The organism is Pseudoalteromonas sp. MQS005 (assembly GCF_001661605.1).
Lineage (GTDB): Bacteria > Pseudomonadota > Gammaproteobacteria > Enterobacterales > Alteromonadaceae > Pseudoalteromonas > Pseudoalteromonas tetraodonis.
This window is the reverse complement of sequence record NZ_LYRQ01000050.1, coordinates 1-20,113: the sequence shown is the minus strand read 5'-3', so window position 1 is coordinate 20,113 and position 20,113 is coordinate 1. Positions and strand designations below refer to the sequence as shown.

Here is a 20,113-nt window from a genome sequence, read left to right as displayed (position 1 = left end):
TTAAACTTATATTACTACTAGATTAATTGATTTTTTTAATGCTTATATTTTTTATGATAAGCCAAAATAAACCATTACAGTTAAACTGTTCGTATAACATACAACGCATTGTAATAATCGTACCGATAACTACACTTTAATCTAAGTAATGTACTTGAAACTTAGCGTTACTAGCGCTACTCTAAACGAGGTGGTCTGACCTCTATTAAGGAATTAGCAATGACACTCATATTTACACTCGGTTTAATCGCACTGCTCAGCATTGCGCTTTACCACAGAGCGAGTTGGAACACAGCACTTGGTGTTTCTGCCGCAACATTATTAATTGGTACCTTTGCTGGTGCTTTTGGTTTAATTAGCTGGGTGATCTTTTTAATCATCGCAGTGCCTCTTTCTGTTACTGGCATTCGTCAGCAATATATTATCAAGCCTATTTTCAAGGTCTTCAAAAAAGTTACACCGAGCATGTCTGACACCGAAAAGTCAGCTATTGATGCCGGTACAACTTGGTGGGAAGCTGATTTATTTTGTGGTAACCCAGATTGGAAAAAGCTTCATCAGTATCCAGTTCCAAAACTTACTATTGAAGAGCAGGCATTTATCGACGGCCCTGTTGAAGTTGTATGTAGTATGCTGGACGATTGGGAAGCTACGCATGAGCTAACTGATTTACCTCAGGATGTATGGCAATATCTAAAAGATAACAAATTCTTTGCCATGATCATTAAAAAGGAATACGGCGGCTTAGAATTCTCTGCATTTGCACAATCGTGTGTACTGCAAAAACTAACCAGTAAATCAACATTGCTTTCGTCAATTGTTGGTGTACCTAACTCGTTAGGCCCGGGTGAGTTATTACAGCACTACGGTACTGAAGATCAAAAAAATCATTACTTACCGCGTTTAGCAAGCGGTCAAGAAATTCCATGTTTTGCTCTTACTTCGCCAGAGGCAGGTTCTGATGCAAGCTCAATTCCAGACTACGGTGTAGTATGTAAAGGGCAATGGAATGGCGAAGAAGTAGTCGGTGTAAGCCTTACATGGAACAAGCGTTACATTACACTTGCACCTGTAGCTACGGTTCTTGGTCTAGCATTTAAATTACAAGATCCAGATGGATTATTAAGTGACGTTAAAGAGCCTGGTATTACCTGTGCACTTATCCCAACAGATACCCCTGGGGTAGAAATCGGTCGTCGTCACTTCCCGCTTAATGTGCCGTTCCAAAATGGCCCTACTCGCGGTAAAGATATTTTTGTACCACTTGATTACATTATTGGTGGCCCAGAAATGGCTGGTCAAGGCTGGCGTATGCTCGTTGAATGTTTATCGGTTGGTCGTGCAATTACGTTGCCGTCAAATTCAGCCGGTGGCATTAAAATGATTGCTGTAGCAACCGGTGCTTATAGCCGTATTCGTCGTCAATTCCGCTTGCCAATTGGTAAAATGGAAGGGGTTGAAGAGTCAATGGCGAAGCTTGCCGGTTATGCTTACAGCTCAGACGCTGCAGTAAGTATGTCTACTGGCGCGGTTGATTTAGGCGAAAAACCATCTGTGATTTCGGCTATTATTAAATACCACCTTACCGAGCAAATGCGCGATGCCACCATTCATGCAATGGACGTGCTAGGCGGTAAAGGGATCATGCTTGGGCCAAATAACTATTTAGGTCGTGGCTATCAAGGTGCACCTATTGCCATTACCGTTGAAGGTGCAAACATCTTGACCCGTAATATGATTATTTATGGTCAAGGTGCTATTCGTTGTCATCCATTTGTACTTACCGAGCTAGGTGCGTGTGAAATTGAAGACCGCGAAGAAGCGCTTAACGTATTTGATAAAGCGCTAATGGGCCACATTGGCTTTACCATGTCTAACCTAGTACGCACTAAGTGGCTTGCACTTACTGGCGCTCGCTTTACTAGTGTGCCGTACAAAGACGAAACGGCAGAGTTTTATCGTATAGCTTCACGCTTTAGTGCATCGCTTGCACTTATGTCTGATATTAGTATGGCAGTATTTGGTGGTTCACTTAAACGTAAAGAACGTATTTCAGCACGCTTAGGTGACTTATTAAGCTACCTTTACTTAGTGTCTGCAACGCTTAAACGTTATAACGACGAAGGCCGTAAAAAAGAAGATTTTGCACTGGTTCAGTGGAGCTGTCAGGATCACCTTTACCACTGTCAACGTGCGCTTGCTGATTTAATCAACAATATGCCATCTGCACCACTTCGTGGCGTATTAAAAGTATTGTTATTCCCGTTTGGTCGCCCGGTTCGTAAACCTACCGACAAACTTGAGCATAAACTAGCGCAATTACTGCAAGTGCCTAGCGAAACGCGTAATCGTTTAGCAAGTTATGTATACCTTACAAACGAGCCGCTTAACCTTGTAGGTCGTCAAGAGCAAACGCTTAAAGACGTGCTAGAGGTAGAGCCTTTATTTGAACGCGTATGTAAAGAGAAAGGCGTTAAATTGCCATTCTTCCAACTTGATAAAGTGGCGCAAATGGGCTTAGAAGCCGGCATTTTAAGCCAAGCTGAAGCTGATAAGTTAGCAGCTGTTGAACAAGCTCGCTTAGACGTTATTAACGTTGACGACTTTGACCCTGCAGATTTACTTGCCGGCAAAGCAGCGCGTAATAGCAAAGCTAAATCTAAAAAGGCAGATGCCGCTTAACTAGTTTAGTAAAGCTAGCAGCAACCCTGTTGAAATTAGCCAAACCAGCGCATAATGCGCTGGTTTTTTTTGTGCAAGGTAAACCTGTAATACACACCACATATTTCCAATGACAAATAATACAATATGAGTGTAACCAAAAATAACGCTATAACTTATTGTGGCTAATAAAAACAGCAATATGCTAGGTAAAAACTGGCTAATATAAAAGGCGCGTTCTTGCTCGCATGTTTTAAAAAATAATCGATACTGCTCATACACCCTACCGCAATCAAATTGCAATGAACTACTAAAGAGTACAATAAAAGCCATGGCTAATATCACAAGTATAGGTACTAAATCAGCACGTTCGTTTATTAGCGCAGCTGATGCCATGAATACACATAAAAGTAACGACACGCGCCAAACAAGTGTCCAACAATGGTTTAATAAATAACAAAACCAAAAGCCCAATAATGAACTTACTGCAATTCGCCCGTTAACACTAACCACGGGAACAAAAAGACTCAGCGTAAACAGTAAAGCAAAGCCTATATGATAGGTGAGCGGTTGCATATAAATAGGAACACACACTAATATCGTGCTAAATATAAAGCCATATATCAGTGCGCTGGGTTTGTATAAACACAAAACGCCCAAGCTAAATTGCAACAACATAAATACAACAAAGTGCGGTACTTTAACCCATTGTGATAGCGTTAAATCTAGCGCAATTAATACACTGGCTATAAGCCATGCATTACTGAGCGTTAATAGTTTAATATCGACTAAATATAACCAAACTGATCGTGCAATAGTTTGCTGAAATAACCGCTGCTTACTATTTTTAATTGCTGACTTCATTGCGCTGAGCATCACACTTTGTAGTAACAAATAAAATAAAGCCATTTGTGCACCGTATTGGGGTGCTGCGCTGCTGTCTATAATTTTTCCAAGGCCTAAAAAAAGTAGCAATATCAAACCCAACACTGACGAGCCTAACACCACTAAAAATAACAACCCAAAGCTTTTTAGTTGTAACAATAATTGCGTGAGTTCAGTTTTGTAAGCCTGATAACGATAATCCATAAAAGAGCGATATTGCCCGATTGATTGTTTTAAATTTGCAATCATAACGGTATACACTCAAAGCCACGCTCAATAAATGGCGCTGGTTCATGGCAGGTGATGACTATTTGCCCATTTGGCTTATCTATTAGATATTCATCAAGCAGTACTAATAAATACTGAATACTGGCTTGATCAAGTGCTGCGCTGGGTTCGTCTAGAAGTAAATAAGGTGCATCACGCATAAGCGCTAAAATTAACTGGCATTTCTTTTGATTACCTGACGACAACGCATCAAAACGAGTATTTAAAAATTCATTGAAATTAAACCCATCTATTATTGTCGTTGGCCAATCACAACCCAGCGTATTCACGGACAAGTTAATAATTTGCTTTGCCGTGAGAAAGTCAGGTAAAGCAATACAGTCTGAGGCTATAGAAACTTGTTTATGCGGTTCGGTTAATGCTTTTTTAGAAAATAAAATCTGCCCACTTTGGCGCGTTTCGAGCTCTGCCAACATCATCAACAACGTTGTTTTACCTTGGCCATTAGGCGCTTCAATGCATATTTTAGGTGCACAAAACTGCACACTATAACCACTGTACAATACGTTTTCAGCAAACTGTTTATGTAACCCAATGACTTCTATCATAAATACTCCCTGATTTTGAAAGTGAATTATAACTGGTTTTCTATTTTCGTGAGCTACATGGTTTGTAACACTTTATTGCAGTTCGAATAGGCTAATTACTTGCGTTTAAAAAACCTTCGGTTAACACTAAAAGTCCATAATTATAATCCAAGGAATGTATCTATGAAAAAAGCCCTCACATTTGCCTGTATTACCTGTGCAGTATCAATTGCATTAACAGGTTGCAGTCAATCTAATAATTCAGCCTCTACCCCTGTGGCAACTGAGCAAACACGACAAGTAAAAACCTATAACGCTAAAACCTTTTTTGATACAACATCTATCATGGGCAGTAGCTTTTCCCCGACTGGCGATAAAGTTCTAGTTAGTAGCGATGAAAGCGGTATTTACAGCTTGTATGAAGTTGACGTAAAAACAGGTAGCAAAACGCGCCTAACCAATTTTGAAGACAGCACCTACCCTATTCGCTATTTCCCAAATGATGAGCGTGTACTATTTACCAAGGACTCAGGCGGTAATGAGCGCTACCATGTTTATGTGCGTGAAGTTGATGGTTCAATCAAAGATTTAACCCCAGGGGAAGAAACCCGCGCGAGTTTTGCAGGCTTTACTAAAGATGGCAGTCAGTTTTTTATTACCAGTAATCAACGCGATGCCAAGTTTATGGACTTGTATCGCGTAGATAGCAAAACCTATAAAGTCACGCCCGTTTATCAAAACACACAAGGACTAGATGTGGGCGCAATTAGCCCCGATGGACGCTACATTGCGCTGTCTAAAAATAACACCAATAAAGACAGCGATACGTTTATTCTTGATACCTATAAGAAAACCCTCAAGCCGCAATTAATTTCAAAACACGATACACCAGCACAATATACGCCTGAGACCTTCTCTGTAGACAGCAAATATTTATACTACTCAACAGACGCTAAAGGAGAGTTTTCAGAGGTGTGGCAATATGAGCTCGCCACAGGCAAGCACAGTCCAGCATTAAAAGATGATTGGGACGTTAGCTTTATTGATTTTTCTAAATCTGGGCGATACCAAGTAAGCGGTGTAAATGCTGATGCCAGCACAAAGGTCACAGTAAAAGACACGCAAACAGGGGATGAAATTGCCATGCCTAAATTACCTGCGGGAAATCTACGTGGTGTGAATTTCTCAAGCGATGAGAAAACCATGGCGTTTTATTTAAATTCAGATACCTCACCAAGCAACTTATTTGTTTGGCAAGTTGGCAGTAATGAAGCCAAGCAACTTACCAACACATTAAGTGAAGATATAGATCAAAACGACTTAGTAGAGAGCACCATTGTGCGCTTTAAAAGTTTTGATGGTTTAGAAATACCGGGCGTATTATACAAACCAAAACAAGCCAGCAGCACCAATAAAGTACCTGCACTTATTTGGGTGCATGGCGGCCCAGGTGGGCAAAGCCGAACTGGTTATAGCGCAATGCAGCAACATTTAGTTAATCATGGCTATGCTATTTTTGCCGTCAATAACCGCGGTAGCTCAGGCTATGGTAAAACATTTTTCCATTTAGACGATAAAAAACATGGCACCGATGATCTACAAGATATTATCTACGGTAAAAAACACTTACAAAGCCTAGACTGGGTCGATGCAGATAAAATCGGCATCATGGGTGGTAGCTACGGCGGTTTTATGACCGCAGCCGCGCTTGCCTTTAAACCGGAAGAGTTCAAAGTAGGTATCAATATTTTTGGTGTGACTAACTGGGTACGCACACTGAACTCAATTCCACCATGGTGGGAAAGCTTTAAAAAGGCGCTTTACGATGAAATGGGCGATCCTGCCACCGATGGTGAACGTCACCGTGCTATTTCACCGCTGTTTCATGCCGATAACATCACTAAGCCTTTAATGGTAATACAAGGTGCTAATGATCCACGCGTATTACAAGTTGAAAGCGATGAGTTGGTTGCTGCGGTTAAAGCTAATGGTGTGCCAGTAGAATATGTATTATTTGATGATGAAGGACACGGTTTTAGCAAAAAAGAAAACCGTATCAGCGCCTCAAACGCCTAACTCAACTTTTTAGATACTTACTTAAAAGAGTTATTTGGCCCACAAGGATAATTGCAAGCCAATTTATATTAAAGCCTGCTGCGTTTTCATGTACGCAGGCTTTTTATTACTTTTTTATTGCTTGGTTAATCTGGGTTCCAGTAAAGCGAACGCCAAACCAAATACAGCAGCCAAAATACCTAAAAACTCAAACCAACTATTGCCTGCATGTGGTATTGTTCGCGAGAGTTCATCTACGTTATAAAGTCGTTTACCTCCCTCGACTTCTTCAACAAATGATTCACCGATGTATTCATCCATTAACTTAAAACTGGGTAACCTTCTGGCCAGCATTTCACGAGTTTTTTCCTCTCTTTTCTCGCGGTTTGAATCAATAATATAATTGCTCCAATGAGTATATATATTTAGAGGTTCATCATTTTTGATCACACCCAGTGATTTATATTCGTAAAAGCGTTCATTGAACAGATAATTTTTATGTCCTGCATAAAATAATGCACAGCCAAAAGAAATCAGAAACATAGTGAGGTATATAATTTTACGCTGTGCGACTGAGCTCTTTACTGCTTTACTTTTAAACCACAGCTCTAAATCGGGTATTTGCATGAGTCTTGTTTTGTCATGGCTGTAGGTAAGGGGCTTCATAAACTCATCAATTGAAAGGTCTAATGCTATCAATAAAGCTCTAAATATTTCATTCGAGGGAATTGATTTATCGTTTTCAAGTTTTGATAAATAACTTTGCTCTATACCTACTTGCTGGGCAAATTCAGGTTGGCTCAATTTTTTATTATTTCTTAGCTGCTTTAATTGCTGACCTAATGTACTCATCTTAATGCTTCCTTTTTTAAAGTGAGATTAGATTCTTGGTAATTCATGCAGAGATAAGAAGCTGAATATTGAAGAATAGACAAGAATATTAGCAGGTTAGTATATAAGAGTCGAGCTGATAGCTGATAGCTGATAGCTGATAGCTGATAGCTGATAGCTGATAAAAATGATGTTTGGATTTATTAATAAGTAAATTATTTATTGCTTGTTATTGAGGAAATAACAAGTGGCGGAGTGGACGGGACTCGAACCCGCGACCCCCGGCGTGACAGGCCGGTATTCTAACCAACTGAACTACCACTCCGCAGTGGTATGTGCATGGGGTAATGCACTTACTAATTTTGTTACGATATCAAATGGCGGAGTGGACGGGACTCGAACCCGCGACCCCCGGCGTGACAGGCCGGTATTCTAACCAACTGAACTACCACTCCGCAGAGATATCTTTTTACTTGTCATTACTTAATTTGTTGGCGGAGTGGACGGGACTCGAACCCGCGACCCCCGGCGTGACAGGCCGGTATTCTAACCAACTGAACTACCACTCCAGCATACAAATTTTGTAATATAACAGTGTTTAAATAGTTGGCGGAGTGGACGGGACTCGAACCCGCGACCCCCGGCGTGACAGGCCGGTATTCTAACCAACTGAACTACCACTCCAGCATACAAATTTTGTAATATAACAGTGTTTAAATAGTTGGCGGAGTGGACGGGACTCGAACCCGCGACCCCCGGCGTGACAGGCCGGTATTCTAACCAACTGAACTACCACTCCAGCGCGTATTTAAACTGTTATTTTTTCTTATTGGCGGAGTGGACGGGACTCGAACCCGCGACCCCCGGCGTGACAGGCCGGTATTCTAACCAACTGAACTACCACTCCATAATAAGAATATGTTTTACAACCATATGTTGTGTAAGTGTTGGCGGAGTGGACGGGACTCGAACCCGCGACCCCCGGCGAAATAGTTGGCGATTCTAACCAACTGAACTACCACTCCATAATAAGAATATGTTTTACAACCATATGTTGTGTAAGTGTTGGCGGAGTGGACGGGACTCGAACCCGCGACCCCCGGCGTGACAGGCCGGTATTCTAACCAACTGAACTACCACTCCAGCTTTTACTTACAAATTGTCGAAAATTGGCGGAGTGGACGGGACTCGAACCCGCGACCCCCGGCGTGACAGGCCGGTATTCTAACCAACTGAACTACCACTCCGCATTTTCGTTGATGTCTGAGTCTCCCCTGACAGCGGCGTGAATAATACGAACCAGCCCCTACTTCGTCAAGGGCTTTTTTGTTTTTTTACAGGTTTTTTAGTCATCTGACATCGAAAGGTTTAAAATTTCACCTGTTTTGTCATTTTTTGAGCCATTTTCTGCATCAGTTGTTTTTTGCTGATCTGATTTTTTTGCCTCGGTTGCTTTCTTTTTCTTTAAAAAAGCAAAATTCAATTTAAGTTTTATCGGTTTATTCTGCACAAAAACACGAATACATAACCAACCAATAAATAATATGGCCAAATTCCCACCAATAATTAAACTAACCATTAATCCCGTGGCCATTAATTTTGGTTTTATAACAGGCTCTGGAATATTTTCTTCCTTAATGATGCTCGCTTTTGGAATTTCAGGAATAACTTCTATCGGTCTTTCTATTTCAAATAAATAGGTTGGCAACGTAGCCATAAACTCTCTGTCATTTACTGTTGAGCCAAACACAGAAATTTCAATGTTGTAACGTCCCCATCCGTAATCTTGTAAAGCCAGTTCTCTTACTGCGGTGTTATTAGTGTCTAAGTAAAATACTTGCTCTTCATTATTGGGATAATAAATTTTCCCTTGCATGATCACGGTTTCAGGCTTTAATAACTTTTCATCAATATTTATAGTAATACGGTGATCGTCCCCCTCATCGGTTGCTTCAACTGAGGTAAAACTAAAAGGCGGCTCATGCACAACTATCGTGTCTTGAACAACTCGTCGCTCAAGGACATCGGTGGTAATATAAAGTTCTGGCCGCCACTCGCCTGGAGTGAAATTTAAGGTAAACTCACCCGTAAACACACCGTCTTTTGCACTTTCATCAAATCCGTAGCCATCGTCTTTAAATTCAGTAACTTGCTGTATGCCCGCTCCAAAATTTTCAAAATTTTCATTATTGGTACTCACAAAACTCACATTGAGCGATACCGCATCTTTGAAAAGATTAGCGCGAATGGGCTCGCCATCATTTAAAATCTCACCGGTTACCTTTACAGTTTCACCCTGAAAAAGAATCTTAGGGAGTGGATCAACCTTAAGTGATAGCTCACCAATTACAACAATACGGCTCTGTGGCATTATTTGGCCAATAACTTGCCATGGCCCAGGCATAGGGTTGCGAATAACCACTAGGTCGTAATTTAATTCGTCGTACCAATCTAGGCTGGTGTTTCTTACCGCATTGGTTGCAAAGTATTTAGTGCCATCGGGTCTAACTAAAATAACGGCAGGCGACCCAGGACGTCTAAAAAATATTAATTTTATTTCATCAATTTTGTCATCTATACGAAAACGGTTATCCAGTAACGGTATTTCATTTTGTTTTCCGCTGCCTTTTAACTCTTCAACTTGTTTAACGCTGTGTGCATCGGGAATGAAGCACGCGGCGATTAAAAACAGTGAAACTACTAATAGCGTTTTCATAATAGTGCCTTATTCAGCGCGCCATAAACAATGGCCGCCCTCCTTTTGTACAATGTCTAAACGTGATTGATGTGCGCTTTGCTCTGCTTCGCTTGCTGCTACAACAACCAATGGGGCTCTATCGCTGTTTAAGCGCCTAATACCGCCCTTTTGATCTTCACTTGAGTCATCTTTATTTTGATTAAGATTTAGCTTTACTTGTCCCCCGGTCATTGCCAGGTAAACATCGGCTAAAATCTCAGAATCCAGTAAGGCGCCGTGTAACGTCCGCTTAGTGTTATCAACATCGTAGCGACGGCAAAGCGCATCTAGGTTGTTCTTTTGTCCTGGATGCAAGTCACGCGCCATTTTAAGGGTATCAAGCACGCCACAAAAATCATGGGTGTTTTGATAACCTTGATTTAATAAAGCAAATTCATTATCCATATGGCCAATATCGAACGGCGCGTTATGAATAACGAGTTCTGCGTCTTTAATATAGTCAAAAAACTCTTGGGCAATGTCTCTAAAAAGCGGTTTGTCACGTAAAAATTCGTTGGTAATACCGTGAACGTCGATTGCTTCTTCTTCAATGCTGCGTTGTGGATTTATGTAAACGTGAAAATTATTGCCGGTTAACCGACGATTCATTAGCTCCACACAGCCTATCTCAATAATACGATGCCCTTGTTTAGGGTCGATGCCGGTGGTTTCTGTATCTAAAACTATTTGTCTGCGTGCCATATCGAATTAAGCCTGACTCTGGTATCTTTCTATAATCACTTTATTGTACATAATATCAAGGTAAAACAGTGCAAAAAACCGTAGAGATTTACACCGATGGTTCGTGTTTAGGTAATCCAGGCCCCGGTGGTTATGGTATTTTTATGATTTATGAAGCCCATGAAAAAAAATTAAGTCAAGGTTACAAACTCACAACAAACAACCGCATGGAAATGCTAGCTGCCATTGTTGCGCTAGAATCACTTAATCGTTCATGCCCTGTTACCCTGACTACCGATAGCCAATACGTAAAACAAGGCATTGAGTCGTGGATCACCAATTGGAAAAAACGCGGTTGGCAAACCTCTGCTAAAAAGCCGGTTAAAAATGTCGACTTATGGAAACGTCTCGATAAAGCCTGCGCCGAGCACGATGTTACTTGGAAATGGGTAAAAGGTCACAGTGGCCATAAATATAATGAAATTGTTGACGACCTTGCCCGTGATGCGGCCAGCGGCAACAACTTAATTGATGATGAAGGTTACCAACCGTAACCCTCAATATCGCACTATTTTTTATTTTGCTGATAATGTTGCTTTGAGGTCTGCCTAAGCCCTACCCCTTTTATTGGCGCAAATTGTGGCCGTGCATGCCACTTAGGTTTTATTGGCGTAAGTGGCGCAACACGCTTTCGTGCCACCAGCAAATATACACTGCCCATAGGTTTTAAATATTGCTTGGTAAAGCTGCGCCAAAACGCAAACCGCGACAACCGGTTACCGCGTGCCAACGATGAATAAATAAAGCGTTCATCGGCCACAATTTCAAACCCAAGCAAATTAAGCCAGTCTTTTACCCGTGCAGGGGTAAAAAAGCGCCCTGTCCACGGTAATTTTTGACCACTAAATGGCAGTAATTGCGCTAACCCACAAAAGCTAAAAGGATTAAAACCGGTAATGGCAATATAACCGCCGGGAATAAGCGTACGATGAGCCTCACGTAATATATGATGCGGATCTGAGTGATACTCTAAACAATGGCTCATAATGCAAGCATCTATAGAGTGCTCATAAAAAGGCAGTTCGTCTATGTCAGCCACCACTCCGGTATAAGGGCCTGGCTCTGCAACGCATACTTGATGCTTAATGGAACTTTTGCTGGTATCTAACTCGCCACTTAAATTACCCAATTTAAGCATATGATAGCCAAACATACGTGGTAACCACGGCGACAATTTGCGTTCTATATCACAACGTAAATAATCACCATGCGGAAACTGTTGCCATGACAACGGTTTGGGGCCTTCTTGAAAACTAAGGGCTGGTTTCATTATATAAGCTCGTTATAATATTAATTAAATACCACTTTATAGAGCAACGATACATGGTGCAAGTCAAAGCAATTAAAGCCTTTTCTGATAACTACATTTGGTGCTTAACCACCGAGCATAATAATCAAGCGTGGGTGGTTGACCCTGGCCAATCTGCGCCGGTCACTGAGCATTTAGCACAGTATAATTTAACCCTAGGCGGTATTTTAATAACGCATCATCATTATGATCACACTGATGGCGTTGGCCAATTAGTAAAACAGTATCCAAACGTTGAGGTTTACGGCCCAAGTAACAGTCCATTTAAAGGAATAACAGAGCCTTTAAATGAAGACCAAACGATTACCGTTTTAGGCACCTCATTTAATATTATCACCACGCCTGGCCACACACTCGATCATATTTGTTATGTTAATGATGCACTTGCCTTTACTGGCGACACATTATTTAGCGGTGGTTGTGGGCGCTTATTTGAAGGCACTCCAGAACAAATGTGGCATTCATTTAATAAACTTAGTGCACTACCGAGTGATTGCAAAGTGTATTGCACTCATGAATACACCCAGGCGAATTTGGCGTTTGCAAAAGCGGTTGAGCCACGAAACCCCGAGTTACTCGCTTACAGCCAGCAAGTGGATGAATTGCGTAATAAAGATGAAATAACGTTGCCAAGTACCATAGGCCAAGAGCTAAAAATTAACCCTTTTATGCGTAGTAATTTGCCAAACATTACAGAATTAATACCAAAAGAATATTGTTTAGTTACAAAAAACAATGAACCTTGGGAAAACTTTGCTAGTCTGAGAAAGTTCAAAGATCATTTTTAATTTGGGCCTGTTGACCTTTCAAGGTTAAACATGCGCTAACAACAATAATAAAACGATTAGTTAATAAACAATAAGTTAACATTTTCTAATCATATTTGTTTGGAACTTTTAACGGTCATAAGTGGCAATGTTGACTCATTATGGGTAGTATTCGCCGAGTTTTTTACCCTATGTATTGGTATTTATGAATAAATCTCCTCTTTTATTGGTCTTAGTGATGACGCTAAGCGGTTGTCAAACACTGACAACGTTAAACACAGATTCACAAAATCAGGCACTAGACCAGCTTGAAGGCGCAAGCCCAAACGATATTAGCACGGCGCTGATGATGAACGCGCAATATCAACAAGTGAACGATATCGAAGAGGAAGCCCCTGTGTTTGACGATGTTTGGGAGCGTATTCGTTACCAATTATCTATCGATATTCCCCAAAATCGCCCAGTGGTCGCTGAGCGTAACTATTATGCGCGCCATCAAGCATACTTAGATCGTATCTCTAAACGTGCTGAGCCGTATTTGCACTTTATTGTTGAAGAAATTGAAAAGCGTGAAATGCCAATCGAAATTGCACTTTTACCTATAGTAGAAAGTGCTTTTGACCCTTATGGCTACTCGCATCGCACCGCATCGGGTATTTGGCAATTTATGCCAGCAACCGGCGAGCGTTTTGATTTAAAACAAAACTGGTGGTATGACGGCCGTCGCGACATTGTGCAATCAACTCGCGCAGCGCTTGATTATCTCTCATACTTACACAAAACCCTTGAGGGTGACTGGCTGAACGCAATTGCAGCTTATAACTCAGGTGAAGGCCGCTTACTGCGTGCGATTAAAAAGAATCGTAAAAAGCATTTACCTACCGATTTTTGGTCACTTGATTTACCTCGTGAAACCACTGCCTACGTGCCTAAATTATTAGCATTAGCCGATTTATTAAAGCGCGCTGATGATTTTAATGTGTCATGGAAGCCTATCATTAACGCGCAAGTGGTTGAAGTGGTCAATATTGAGTCACAGATTGATTTAGCGCTGGCAGCCGATATGGCTGACATGACCCTTACCGAGCTATACAGACTAAACCCTGGATTTAACCGCTGGGCAACAGACCCTGATGGCCCACACTTTTTATTAATACCCACCGATAAAGTAGAGCAATTTACAGAAAAATTGGCTGCAACTGACATTAAAAATCGTCTTCGCTGGCAACAATACAAAGTTAAAAAAGGTGATAGCCTGTCGGTAATTGCCAGTAAATTTACCACTAGCACCAATGCAATAAAGTCATTAAATAAGCTTAATTCAAACGTCATTCGTGTTGGCCAACAAATTTTAGTGCCGCTAACAGATGGTAAAATTAACAGTGAACATTTACCTCAGCAAGTACGCGCGGCCGCTAATAAAAGTTTGCGTACTAAGCTCTCACACACGGTAAAAAGTGGCGACACATTGTGGGACATAAGCCGCGAATACGATGTCACTATGGGTGAATTAGCTAAGTGGAATAAGCTGAAGAAAAATGCAGTACTGCGTTTAAATCAAAAATTGGTTGTTTATAAATCAGCAAATCAGCCTAAAGAGTCAGCGAATAACACCAATCGCACTATTACTTATAAAGTGCGTCGGGGTGATTCATTAGCGCGTATAGCCTCTAAGTTTAATTTAACCGTGAGCGATATAATTAAATGGAATGACTTAGCTGGGCAAAAATACTTACAGCCAGGCCAAAAGCTTAAACTCAAGGTTGATGTGAGAAGTAGCTAATAAACATAACCAATAAATAAAAAAAGAGCGCATGCGCTCTTTTTTTATTTGGCTTAGCTTACAATGCCCAAAGGCTGTGCGGTTTGCCATGCCCCGCGAGTAAAATCGGGAATATCTATTGAGCGGCTACGCTCACTCACAGACTGGGCTGATAACGGCGAAATAACCGACCATGCCGCCCCGTCATAAACGTCTTGATCTAGCGGTTCACCATTTCTTAAGCAGTAAATCATCCGCCAAAACATTAAAAAGTCCATGCCACCGTGACCACCATTGCGCTGCGCCTCTTCACCCATTTTTGTCCATAAGGGATGGTCGTACTGCTCATACCATGCGCTCATATCATAATCCCACTCATGAAAACTTTTTGAGCCACCAGTTTCAAGGGCAATACGATTAGGGAAACCGGCAAACACGCCATTCGTGCCTTGTATTAAGTTATGTCGTGAGTACGGCCGAGGGGTTGTCGTATCGTGCTGCACCATAATACTGCGCCCTTTGAGAGTTTTAATCAGCGTCGTGTTCATGTCACCGGCAATATAATTGAGCTGGTTACGGGGATGATCGGCATCAAACTCACGTTGCGCATAGGCGCTTCGGCCAAGTGAAGGTGAGCTCATTGAGGTTAAAAAATCGAACCGATCGCCACGATTTATATTCATGTATTGCGATACCGGCCCTAATCCATGCGTAGGATATAAATTACCGTCACGTCTTGCATGCCACTGCGTTCGCCATGAGCCTGTTTTGTGCTCAAGCTCTTTCATTTGCCAGCGCAGTTCATGAATATACGCCGCTTCGCCATGTAACAGCTCCCCAAATACACCTTGGCGTACCATGTTTAATACCATTAACTCGTCGCGGCCGTAGTTAACATTTTCCATCATCATGCAGTTTTTTTGCGTACGCTCTGCGGTATCGACAATTTGCCACATTTCATCAACAGTAAGTGCCAGAGGCACTTCAACAAAAGCATGTTTTGCGCTGTTCATGGTATCGATAGCCATTGGCGCATGCCATGCCCATGGTGTTGAAATAATAACAATATCAATATCTTGTCGTTCGAGCATTTGTTGATAAGCGCGCTCACTGCCACTATACAATGCAGGCTTTGCCACTCCCGTATCAACTAAATAATTAGCGGCACGTTCTAAAACCTCTGTATGAGTATCGCAAATAGCCACTATTTGAGTGCCTTCAATGTGGCTCATACGCTTTACATGGCCATACCCGCGCTGACCCAAACCAATAAACCCTACTCTCACCACATCCATTTTAGGTGCGACCAAACCGATAACGGAGCGCCCTTGTTGCATAGGCGCGCTAGTATGAACACTGCCACTAGATGCACAGCCACTAACCACACCAGCAGCGGCAGCTACACTGGCTGCCTTTAAAAAATCCCGACGATTAAATTGCTTCATTACTTATCCCTTTTGTTATTATTTTTAACTTACCTAATGGCTGTTAATGGGTAAAGGGCCAAAGAGGTAAGCTGCATAAAAATAGGTTTAAAAGGGATAAAAATTCGCATTGTGTTATTGTTTGGGGTTATAGTCGAAAAAATATTATTTCCTAACTTATTATGTCTTATATAAAAACCATCACATTTTTTTTAGTTATTGTACTAACGGGTTGCTCAGAGTCTGCAACCCCCACTTCCTCGCTCGAAAACAGTCCGGGCGTTAGTTTAAATAATATAAAACAGCATATTAAAACCCTTGCCTCTGATGACTTTGAAGGCCGCGGTCCATTAACATTGGGTGAAGTAAAAACCGTTGGCTATTTGAGTGAACAATACAAAGCCATAGGGTTAACTGGTGCCTATAACGGTGATTTTTTACATCCGGTTAAAATGGCCATGATCACCGCAGATCAAAACATGCAATTGACCATGGGTGATTTAAGCTTTAAAGCGGGTAAAGACTTTACTGCTCGTACTAAACAATTACAGCCTGTTATTGATGTTCGCAATTCTGATGTGGTCTTTGTCGGTTATGGTATAAATGCCCCTGAATATAACTGGAACGACTACGCCAATATTGATGTAACCGGTAAAACCGTTATTGTGCTGGTAAACGATCCGGGCTTTGCCACTCAAGACGATACGTTATTTACTGGTAATGCCATGACTTATTATGGTCGTTGGACTTATAAATATGAAGAAGCCGCGCGCCAAGGCGCTAAAGCGGTCTTTATTGTTCACGAAACAGCTCCTGCCGCATACCCTTGGGGGGTAGTTGAAAGCTCAAATACCGGCACTAAATACAGTCTAATGGATAACAACCTCAATGCATCTAAATTGCCCGTTATGGGCTGGCTAACACTCGATGCCACCGAGCAAATATTTGCATCAGCACACTTAAATTACCAACAATTAAAACAACAAGCACTTAGTGAGCAATTTCAAGCTAAAGTGTTGAATTTAAAAGCGACCCTTGCATTTAAAAACGAAGTGTCACATGCAAAATCACATAATGTGGTCGCAAAAATCACAGGCAGTGAAAGCCCAGATGAATACATCGTTATTAGTGCCCATTGGGATCACTTTGGCACTAAACAAACTGACAGCGGTCCTAAAATTTATAATGGCGCCGTTGATAACGCATCAGGCACAGCGGCCACCCTTGAGATTGCTCGTATAATGCAAAAAATGCATCAGCAAACACCGTTTAAACGCTCGATTATTTTTGCCAACTTCACCGCCGAAGAAACCGGTTTAATTGGTTCAGCCCAGTTTGCCTCTGGTGACGTGATCCCAACAAAGAATATGGTTGCCCTACTAAATATTGATGGGATGAACGTACTCGATAGCACCGACTATATTTTACAGTACGGTAAAGACCTCTCGACTATGGAACACTATTTAGCTAAAGCCGCAAACGCGCAAGGACGTCAAGTTAAACTGGATCCACGTGCACAAAATGGCTTATTTTTTAGATCGGATCATTTTTCACTCGCCAAACAAGGTGTGCCAAGCTTACTGTTTATGAGCCTAGGTGATACCGATCCTGACTACATCACTCATAAATACCATAAAGAAGCTGACGATTACTCAGCAGATTGGTCATTAGGTGGGGTAAAACAAGATGTAGAACTGATTGTTGATATAGCCTCACAACTGGCGAATAACGGTGATTGGCCAAAATGGACAAGCGAGTCTGACTTTAAAACTAAACGCACCGCTGACAAACAATAAATACAATTAAACATTACTATTTAAAATCCTCCTACTCGGAGGATTTTAGTTTTACCCGTGCCTGTGTAAGCAATGTTTCAGCTTTTGCCCCTAAATACACATATATCGCTAAAGCAATTAAAAAGTCCCACCACTGCAAGCATCATCGCTATAGCTGGCATTAAATACTCTGATTGCCCTAATGCGGCTTTAAACATAGTGAGTAGTGCTTCAATTGATATAGCAATTAACACGGTAGAGATAAACCGGGTAATGGTTCGTCGTGTTGATGAGTGTCTAAAAATATCTTTATGCATGAGGATTTCTTCCTCAAGAATTGTTTTGCCAAGATCAAAAACAGCCAATGCTAACGTGATATAAATAATGATGCTAAAGGGTTCTAGGGGATCGGACGAACTATTTACGTGAGTTATTAATTCATAGATGTCGATAAATACGATGTTGAGTAAAAAAAGCACCAAACTAAATAAGCACGCCACAATAATGCCATAACCTGCTTTAAAATAAGGTGACATAGTCGCACGAGCGGTATCACCCATCACAAACTCAATAAGCTGCGTTAAACTTACATCAACAACTAAATAATGTTGATTATTGATAGGTTTGTTTAATTCTTTAATCGCAGATATACATAAATGGTTGGTCGCAATAGAAATATAAGGCGCAGTAAAACAAATAGCATTACAGGCTTTTACATTTAAAAAATAAGGCCGCTCACTTAAATCCTGATTATTGCCTCTCTGTGCCAATTTTTTATTGTAGGCACGTTTAAAGCAAACGTTATTGCCCTGTTGTGAGCCCTTCTCGTCTAAACAGTATTGTAATTCTAAAAAAGGATAATGCTTTGTTAAATAGCGCATATCACGATTATTAGCGATGCCGTCATCTATACTCATTAAAATTGATTCTAATAAGCTATGTATTATCTGCTCATATTCGTTATAGCGCTCTACACTACTGATATAACTCATTCTCGCCATAGTTAGGCTCCTTAAATACCCTAATCAACAGCTAAGCAAGTTTAAAACCAAAAATTAAAGAACTTAAAAATCAATAATTTAATTTAAATTCATTGACGCCATTGCACTATTTTAGTGACAACTGCACAGACTATTTCCCGCCACGCACAAAAAAGCAGCTGAGTATTTACTACTTAGCTGCTTTTTATGTCTCGTTTACAAATTACATAAACGCTTTAATCCGTAATGTAATTACTGAACTTTTGCGAACTCTTCTTTTGAAAGCTCACCGTTGCTATCAACATCTAAATCATCAAATAATTGAGCTAGTTGTGAGTTAGCTTGTGCTTCAGACTGGCTAATGACGCCGTCGCCATCAGTATCGAAAGAATCAAAGTCAACCGCAGCAAAAGCCGCTGAAGATGAAGCAAGTGCAATTAAAGCGAGTGTTTTAGTAAATGTTTTCATAATTAATCCTTAGGCTAAATGCCTTAATTAAAATGGTAAGAAGTCCTTTTCAAAGATCCTTAAGGGAAACTAGTACGCTGAAAATTCGTCTTTAGAAAGTTCACCATTACCATCTACATCTAGCTCTGCAAACTGCTCCATAAGCTCAGCAGCAACCGATGCCTCTGCTTGGCTGATGGTGCCACTGCCATCTACATCAAGCGTTTCAAAGTCTGTGCTTGCAAATACTGCAGATGAAGAAGCAAGCGCCATTAATACCAGTGTTGATTGTAACTTTTTCATAATATAATCCTTCAAAGTGTGCAATGTTCGTCAAATAAAAAATAATTGGCTCAAAACTATCAACCTCATATCCTTGCGATTCTTTGTCATAGGCTCCCTTGCCTATTTAGGTTGTCTTGGGCAACTCAGAATCAGTAGTAGTATTGAGCACTAAAGCTGGTTACGCCTTAGAAAACTCTGCTTTAGATAACTCACCGTTTTGATCAGTATCAAGCTCAGTAAACTGGCTCATAAGTGAGGCGTCAACTGATGCTTCAGCTTGGCTAATAGCGCCGTTGCCATCCACATCGAGTGTGTCAAAATCGGTTGCTGCAAAAGCCGCTGATGAAGAAGCTAAAGCCATTAATACCAGTGTTGATTTAAGTGTTTTCATAATGTAATTCCTTCATTAGGTTGTGCAATGAAGCGATGTGCTTTATCACGTTTTTGCTAAATACAGCTTAGGTATTACAACTTCGATGCCATGTTTTTAAAGTTATTTAAAAACATGTAGTTAGAATGATTTTGAAGCATTTTAATAAAAATAAACCATGATTTTGTTGCTTTTTAGCAACAACCACTGGGGCTTAAATAAATAAACATTTAAAATCAATAAGTTAAATTATAATAAAAAGAAACATA

Annotated in this window: 16 protein-coding genes, 9 tRNA genes and 1 pseudogene; 6 read left to right on the top strand and 20 right to left on the bottom strand. The window is 40.9% G+C overall.

The annotated features are described in order from the left end of the window. Window positions 1-219 precede the first annotated feature (219 nt). Window positions 220-2,682 (top strand): acyl-CoA dehydrogenase FadE, encoded by a 2,463-nt coding sequence (gene fadE / locus A9479_RS15615; RefSeq protein ID WP_013464564.1) that lies wholly within the window; start codon window positions 220-222, stop codon window positions 2,680-2,682. On the opposite strand, the gene A9479_RS15610 is transcribed toward fadE, so the two are convergent. Together A9479_RS15610 and A9479_RS15605 are read right to left on the bottom strand one after the other, a co-directional pair. Beyond that, window positions 2,683-3,795, bottom strand: a complete 1,113-nt coding sequence (locus A9479_RS15610) for a DUF6136 family protein (protein WP_064663943.1) — start codon at window positions 3,793-3,795, stop codon at window positions 2,683-2,685. Further along, entirely contained in the window at window positions 3,792-4,382 is a 591-nt protein-coding gene (locus tag A9479_RS15605) for an ATP-binding cassette domain-containing protein (protein WP_064663942.1), read from the bottom strand. The genes A9479_RS15610 and A9479_RS15605 overlap by 4 nt, the downstream gene beginning before the upstream one ends. Window positions 4,383-4,544: 162 nt before the next feature. Here A9479_RS15605 and A9479_RS15600 point away from each other — a divergent pair, with 162 nt between their 5' ends. Further along, window positions 4,545-6,437, top strand: coding sequence for a S9 family peptidase (locus A9479_RS15600; protein ID WP_064663941.1), 1,893 nt, complete (start codon window positions 4,545-4,547; stop codon window positions 6,435-6,437). A gap of 114 nt (window positions 6,438-6,551) precedes the next feature. Here A9479_RS15600 and A9479_RS19775 read toward each other — a convergent pair whose 3' ends face one another. From A9479_RS19775 to dnaQ, 12 genes are all read right to left on the bottom strand, one after another. Continuing rightward, a complete protein-coding gene (locus A9479_RS19775) occupies window positions 6,552-7,268 on the bottom strand; it encodes a helix-turn-helix domain-containing protein (protein ID WP_082918343.1) in 717 nt (238 codons plus the stop codon). 227 nt (window positions 7,269-7,495) lie between these two features. Next, window positions 7,496-7,572 (bottom strand) — tRNA-Asp (locus A9479_RS15590). 53 nt (window positions 7,573-7,625) lie between these two features. Further along, window positions 7,626-7,702 (bottom strand) — tRNA-Asp (locus tag A9479_RS15585). 37 nt (window positions 7,703-7,739) lie between these two features. Next, window positions 7,740-7,816 (bottom strand) — tRNA-Asp (locus tag A9479_RS15580). 38 nt (window positions 7,817-7,854) lie between these two features. After that, window positions 7,855-7,931, bottom strand: a tRNA-Asp gene (locus A9479_RS15575). A 38-nt stretch (window positions 7,932-7,969) separates the two neighbouring features. Continuing rightward, window positions 7,970-8,046: transfer RNA gene (locus A9479_RS15570), tRNA-Asp, on the bottom strand. 31 nt (window positions 8,047-8,077) lie between these two features. Continuing rightward, window positions 8,078-8,154: transfer RNA gene (locus A9479_RS15565), tRNA-Asp, on the bottom strand. A gap of 41 nt (window positions 8,155-8,195) precedes the next feature. Continuing rightward, window positions 8,196-8,272: transfer RNA gene (locus A9479_RS15560), tRNA-OTHER, on the bottom strand. 41 nt (window positions 8,273-8,313) lie between these two features. After that, window positions 8,314-8,390, bottom strand: a tRNA-Asp gene (locus A9479_RS15555). A 27-nt stretch (window positions 8,391-8,417) separates the two neighbouring features. After that, window positions 8,418-8,494: transfer RNA gene (locus A9479_RS15550), tRNA-Asp, on the bottom strand. Between the two features lie 98 nt (window positions 8,495-8,592). Beyond that, the gene (locus A9479_RS15545) at window positions 8,593-9,963 is read right to left on the bottom strand and encodes a TIGR03503 family protein (protein ID WP_064663940.1); all 1,371 of its coding nucleotides are present in this window, start codon (window positions 9,961-9,963) and stop codon (window positions 8,593-8,595) included. Between the two features lie 9 nt (window positions 9,964-9,972). Further along, window positions 9,973-10,686 (bottom strand): DNA polymerase III subunit epsilon, encoded by a 714-nt coding sequence (gene dnaQ, locus A9479_RS15540; protein ID WP_013464558.1) that lies wholly within the window; start codon window positions 10,684-10,686, stop codon window positions 9,973-9,975. A gap of 68 nt (window positions 10,687-10,754) precedes the next feature. Here dnaQ and rnhA point away from each other — a divergent pair, with 68 nt between their 5' ends. Further along, on the top strand, window positions 10,755-11,219 hold the full coding sequence (gene rnhA, locus A9479_RS15535; RefSeq protein ID WP_013464557.1) for a ribonuclease HI: 465 nt from the start codon (window positions 10,755-10,757) through the stop codon (window positions 11,217-11,219). Window positions 11,220-11,233: 14 nt separating this feature from the next. Here the strand turns inward: rnhA and A9479_RS15530 are convergent, their stop codons facing one another. Further along, on the bottom strand, window positions 11,234-11,995 hold the full coding sequence (locus A9479_RS15530; protein ID WP_008465729.1) for a class I SAM-dependent methyltransferase: 762 nt from the start codon (window positions 11,993-11,995) through the stop codon (window positions 11,234-11,236). A gap of 53 nt (window positions 11,996-12,048) precedes the next feature. On the opposite strand from A9479_RS15530, the gene gloB reads away from it, so the two are divergent. Together gloB and A9479_RS15520 are read left to right on the top strand one after the other, a co-directional pair. Then, window positions 12,049-12,822, top strand: a complete 774-nt coding sequence (gloB, locus tag A9479_RS15525) for a hydroxyacylglutathione hydrolase (RefSeq protein WP_064663939.1) — start codon at window positions 12,049-12,051, stop codon at window positions 12,820-12,822. Between the two features lie 184 nt (window positions 12,823-13,006). Next, window positions 13,007-14,584, top strand: a complete 1,578-nt coding sequence (locus A9479_RS15520) for a LysM peptidoglycan-binding domain-containing protein (protein ID WP_058154392.1) — start codon at window positions 13,007-13,009, stop codon at window positions 14,582-14,584. Between the two features lie 53 nt (window positions 14,585-14,637). Here A9479_RS15520 and A9479_RS15515 read toward each other — a convergent pair whose 3' ends face one another. Then, window positions 14,638-16,008 carry a Gfo/Idh/MocA family protein gene (locus tag A9479_RS15515; RefSeq protein WP_064663938.1) on the bottom strand — a complete coding sequence of 457 codons (1,371 nt, stop codon included), beginning with the start codon at window positions 16,006-16,008 and terminating at the stop codon, window positions 14,638-14,640. A gap of 161 nt (window positions 16,009-16,169) precedes the next feature. On the opposite strand from A9479_RS15515, the gene A9479_RS15510 reads away from it, so the two are divergent. Further along, window positions 16,170-17,783 carry a M28 family metallopeptidase gene (locus tag A9479_RS15510; protein WP_064663937.1) on the top strand — a complete coding sequence of 538 codons (1,614 nt, stop codon included), beginning with the start codon at window positions 16,170-16,172 and terminating at the stop codon, window positions 17,781-17,783. Window positions 17,784-17,814: 31 nt separating this feature from the next. On the opposite strand, the pseudogene A9479_RS15505 reads toward A9479_RS15510, so the two are convergent. The 4 genes and pseudogenes from A9479_RS15505 to A9479_RS15490 form a co-directional block, all read right to left on the bottom strand. Continuing rightward, a pseudogene (locus tag A9479_RS15505) lies at window positions 17,815-18,763 on the bottom strand (EAL-associated domain-containing protein). Between the two features lie 231 nt (window positions 18,764-18,994). Then, window positions 18,995-19,210, bottom strand: a complete 216-nt coding sequence (locus tag A9479_RS15500) for a calmodulin (protein ID WP_008467119.1) — start codon at window positions 19,208-19,210, stop codon at window positions 18,995-18,997. 69 nt (window positions 19,211-19,279) lie between these two features. Continuing rightward, window positions 19,280-19,492: a calmodulin gene (locus tag A9479_RS15495; protein ID WP_008467121.1), complete on the bottom strand. Its 213-nt coding sequence runs from the start codon at window positions 19,490-19,492 to the stop codon at window positions 19,280-19,282. Between the two features lie 160 nt (window positions 19,493-19,652). Further along, complete coding sequence (locus A9479_RS15490; RefSeq protein WP_008467122.1) at window positions 19,653-19,865, bottom strand: calmodulin; 213 nt, start codon at window positions 19,863-19,865, stop codon at window positions 19,653-19,655. Window positions 19,866-20,113: the final 248 nt, after the last annotated feature.

Excerpts from the sequence above, each read along its gene's own strand:
- fadE (WP_013464564.1), top strand. The coding sequence starts at position 220 with ATGACACTCATATTTACACTCGGTTTAATCGCACTGCTCAGCATTGCG.
- A9479_RS15610 (WP_064663943.1), bottom strand. The coding sequence starts at position 3,795 with ATGATTGCAAATTTAAAACAATCAATCGGGCAATATCGCTCTTTTATG.
- A9479_RS15605 (WP_064663942.1), bottom strand. The coding sequence starts at position 4,382 with ATGATAGAAGTCATTGGGTTACATAAACAGTTTGCTGAAAACGTATTG.
- A9479_RS15600 (WP_064663941.1), top strand. The coding sequence starts at position 4,545 with ATGAAAAAAGCCCTCACATTTGCCTGTATTACCTGTGCAGTATCAATT.
- A9479_RS19775 (WP_082918343.1), bottom strand. The coding sequence starts at position 7,268 with ATGAGTACATTAGGTCAGCAATTAAAGCAGCTAAGAAATAATAAAAAA.
- A9479_RS15545 (WP_064663940.1), bottom strand. The coding sequence starts at position 9,963 with ATGAAAACGCTATTAGTAGTTTCACTGTTTTTAATCGCCGCGTGCTTC.
- dnaQ (WP_013464558.1), bottom strand. The coding sequence starts at position 10,686 with ATGGCACGCAGACAAATAGTTTTAGATACAGAAACCACCGGCATCGAC.
- A9479_RS15530 (WP_008465729.1), bottom strand. The coding sequence starts at position 11,995 with ATGAAACCAGCCCTTAGTTTTCAAGAAGGCCCCAAACCGTTGTCATGG.
- gloB (WP_064663939.1), top strand. The coding sequence starts at position 12,049 with ATGGTGCAAGTCAAAGCAATTAAAGCCTTTTCTGATAACTACATTTGG.
- A9479_RS15520 (WP_058154392.1), top strand. The coding sequence starts at position 13,007 with ATGAATAAATCTCCTCTTTTATTGGTCTTAGTGATGACGCTAAGCGGT.
- A9479_RS15515 (WP_064663938.1), bottom strand. The coding sequence starts at position 16,008 with ATGAAGCAATTTAATCGTCGGGATTTTTTAAAGGCAGCCAGTGTAGCT.
- A9479_RS15510 (WP_064663937.1), top strand. The coding sequence starts at position 16,170 with ATGTCTTATATAAAAACCATCACATTTTTTTTAGTTATTGTACTAACG.
- A9479_RS15500 (WP_008467119.1), bottom strand. The coding sequence starts at position 19,210 with ATGAAAACATTTACTAAAACACTCGCTTTAATTGCACTTGCTTCATCT.
- A9479_RS15495 (WP_008467121.1), bottom strand. The coding sequence starts at position 19,492 with ATGAAAAAGTTACAATCAACACTGGTATTAATGGCGCTTGCTTCTTCA.
- A9479_RS15490 (WP_008467122.1), bottom strand. The coding sequence starts at position 19,865 with ATGAAAACACTTAAATCAACACTGGTATTAATGGCTTTAGCTTCTTCA.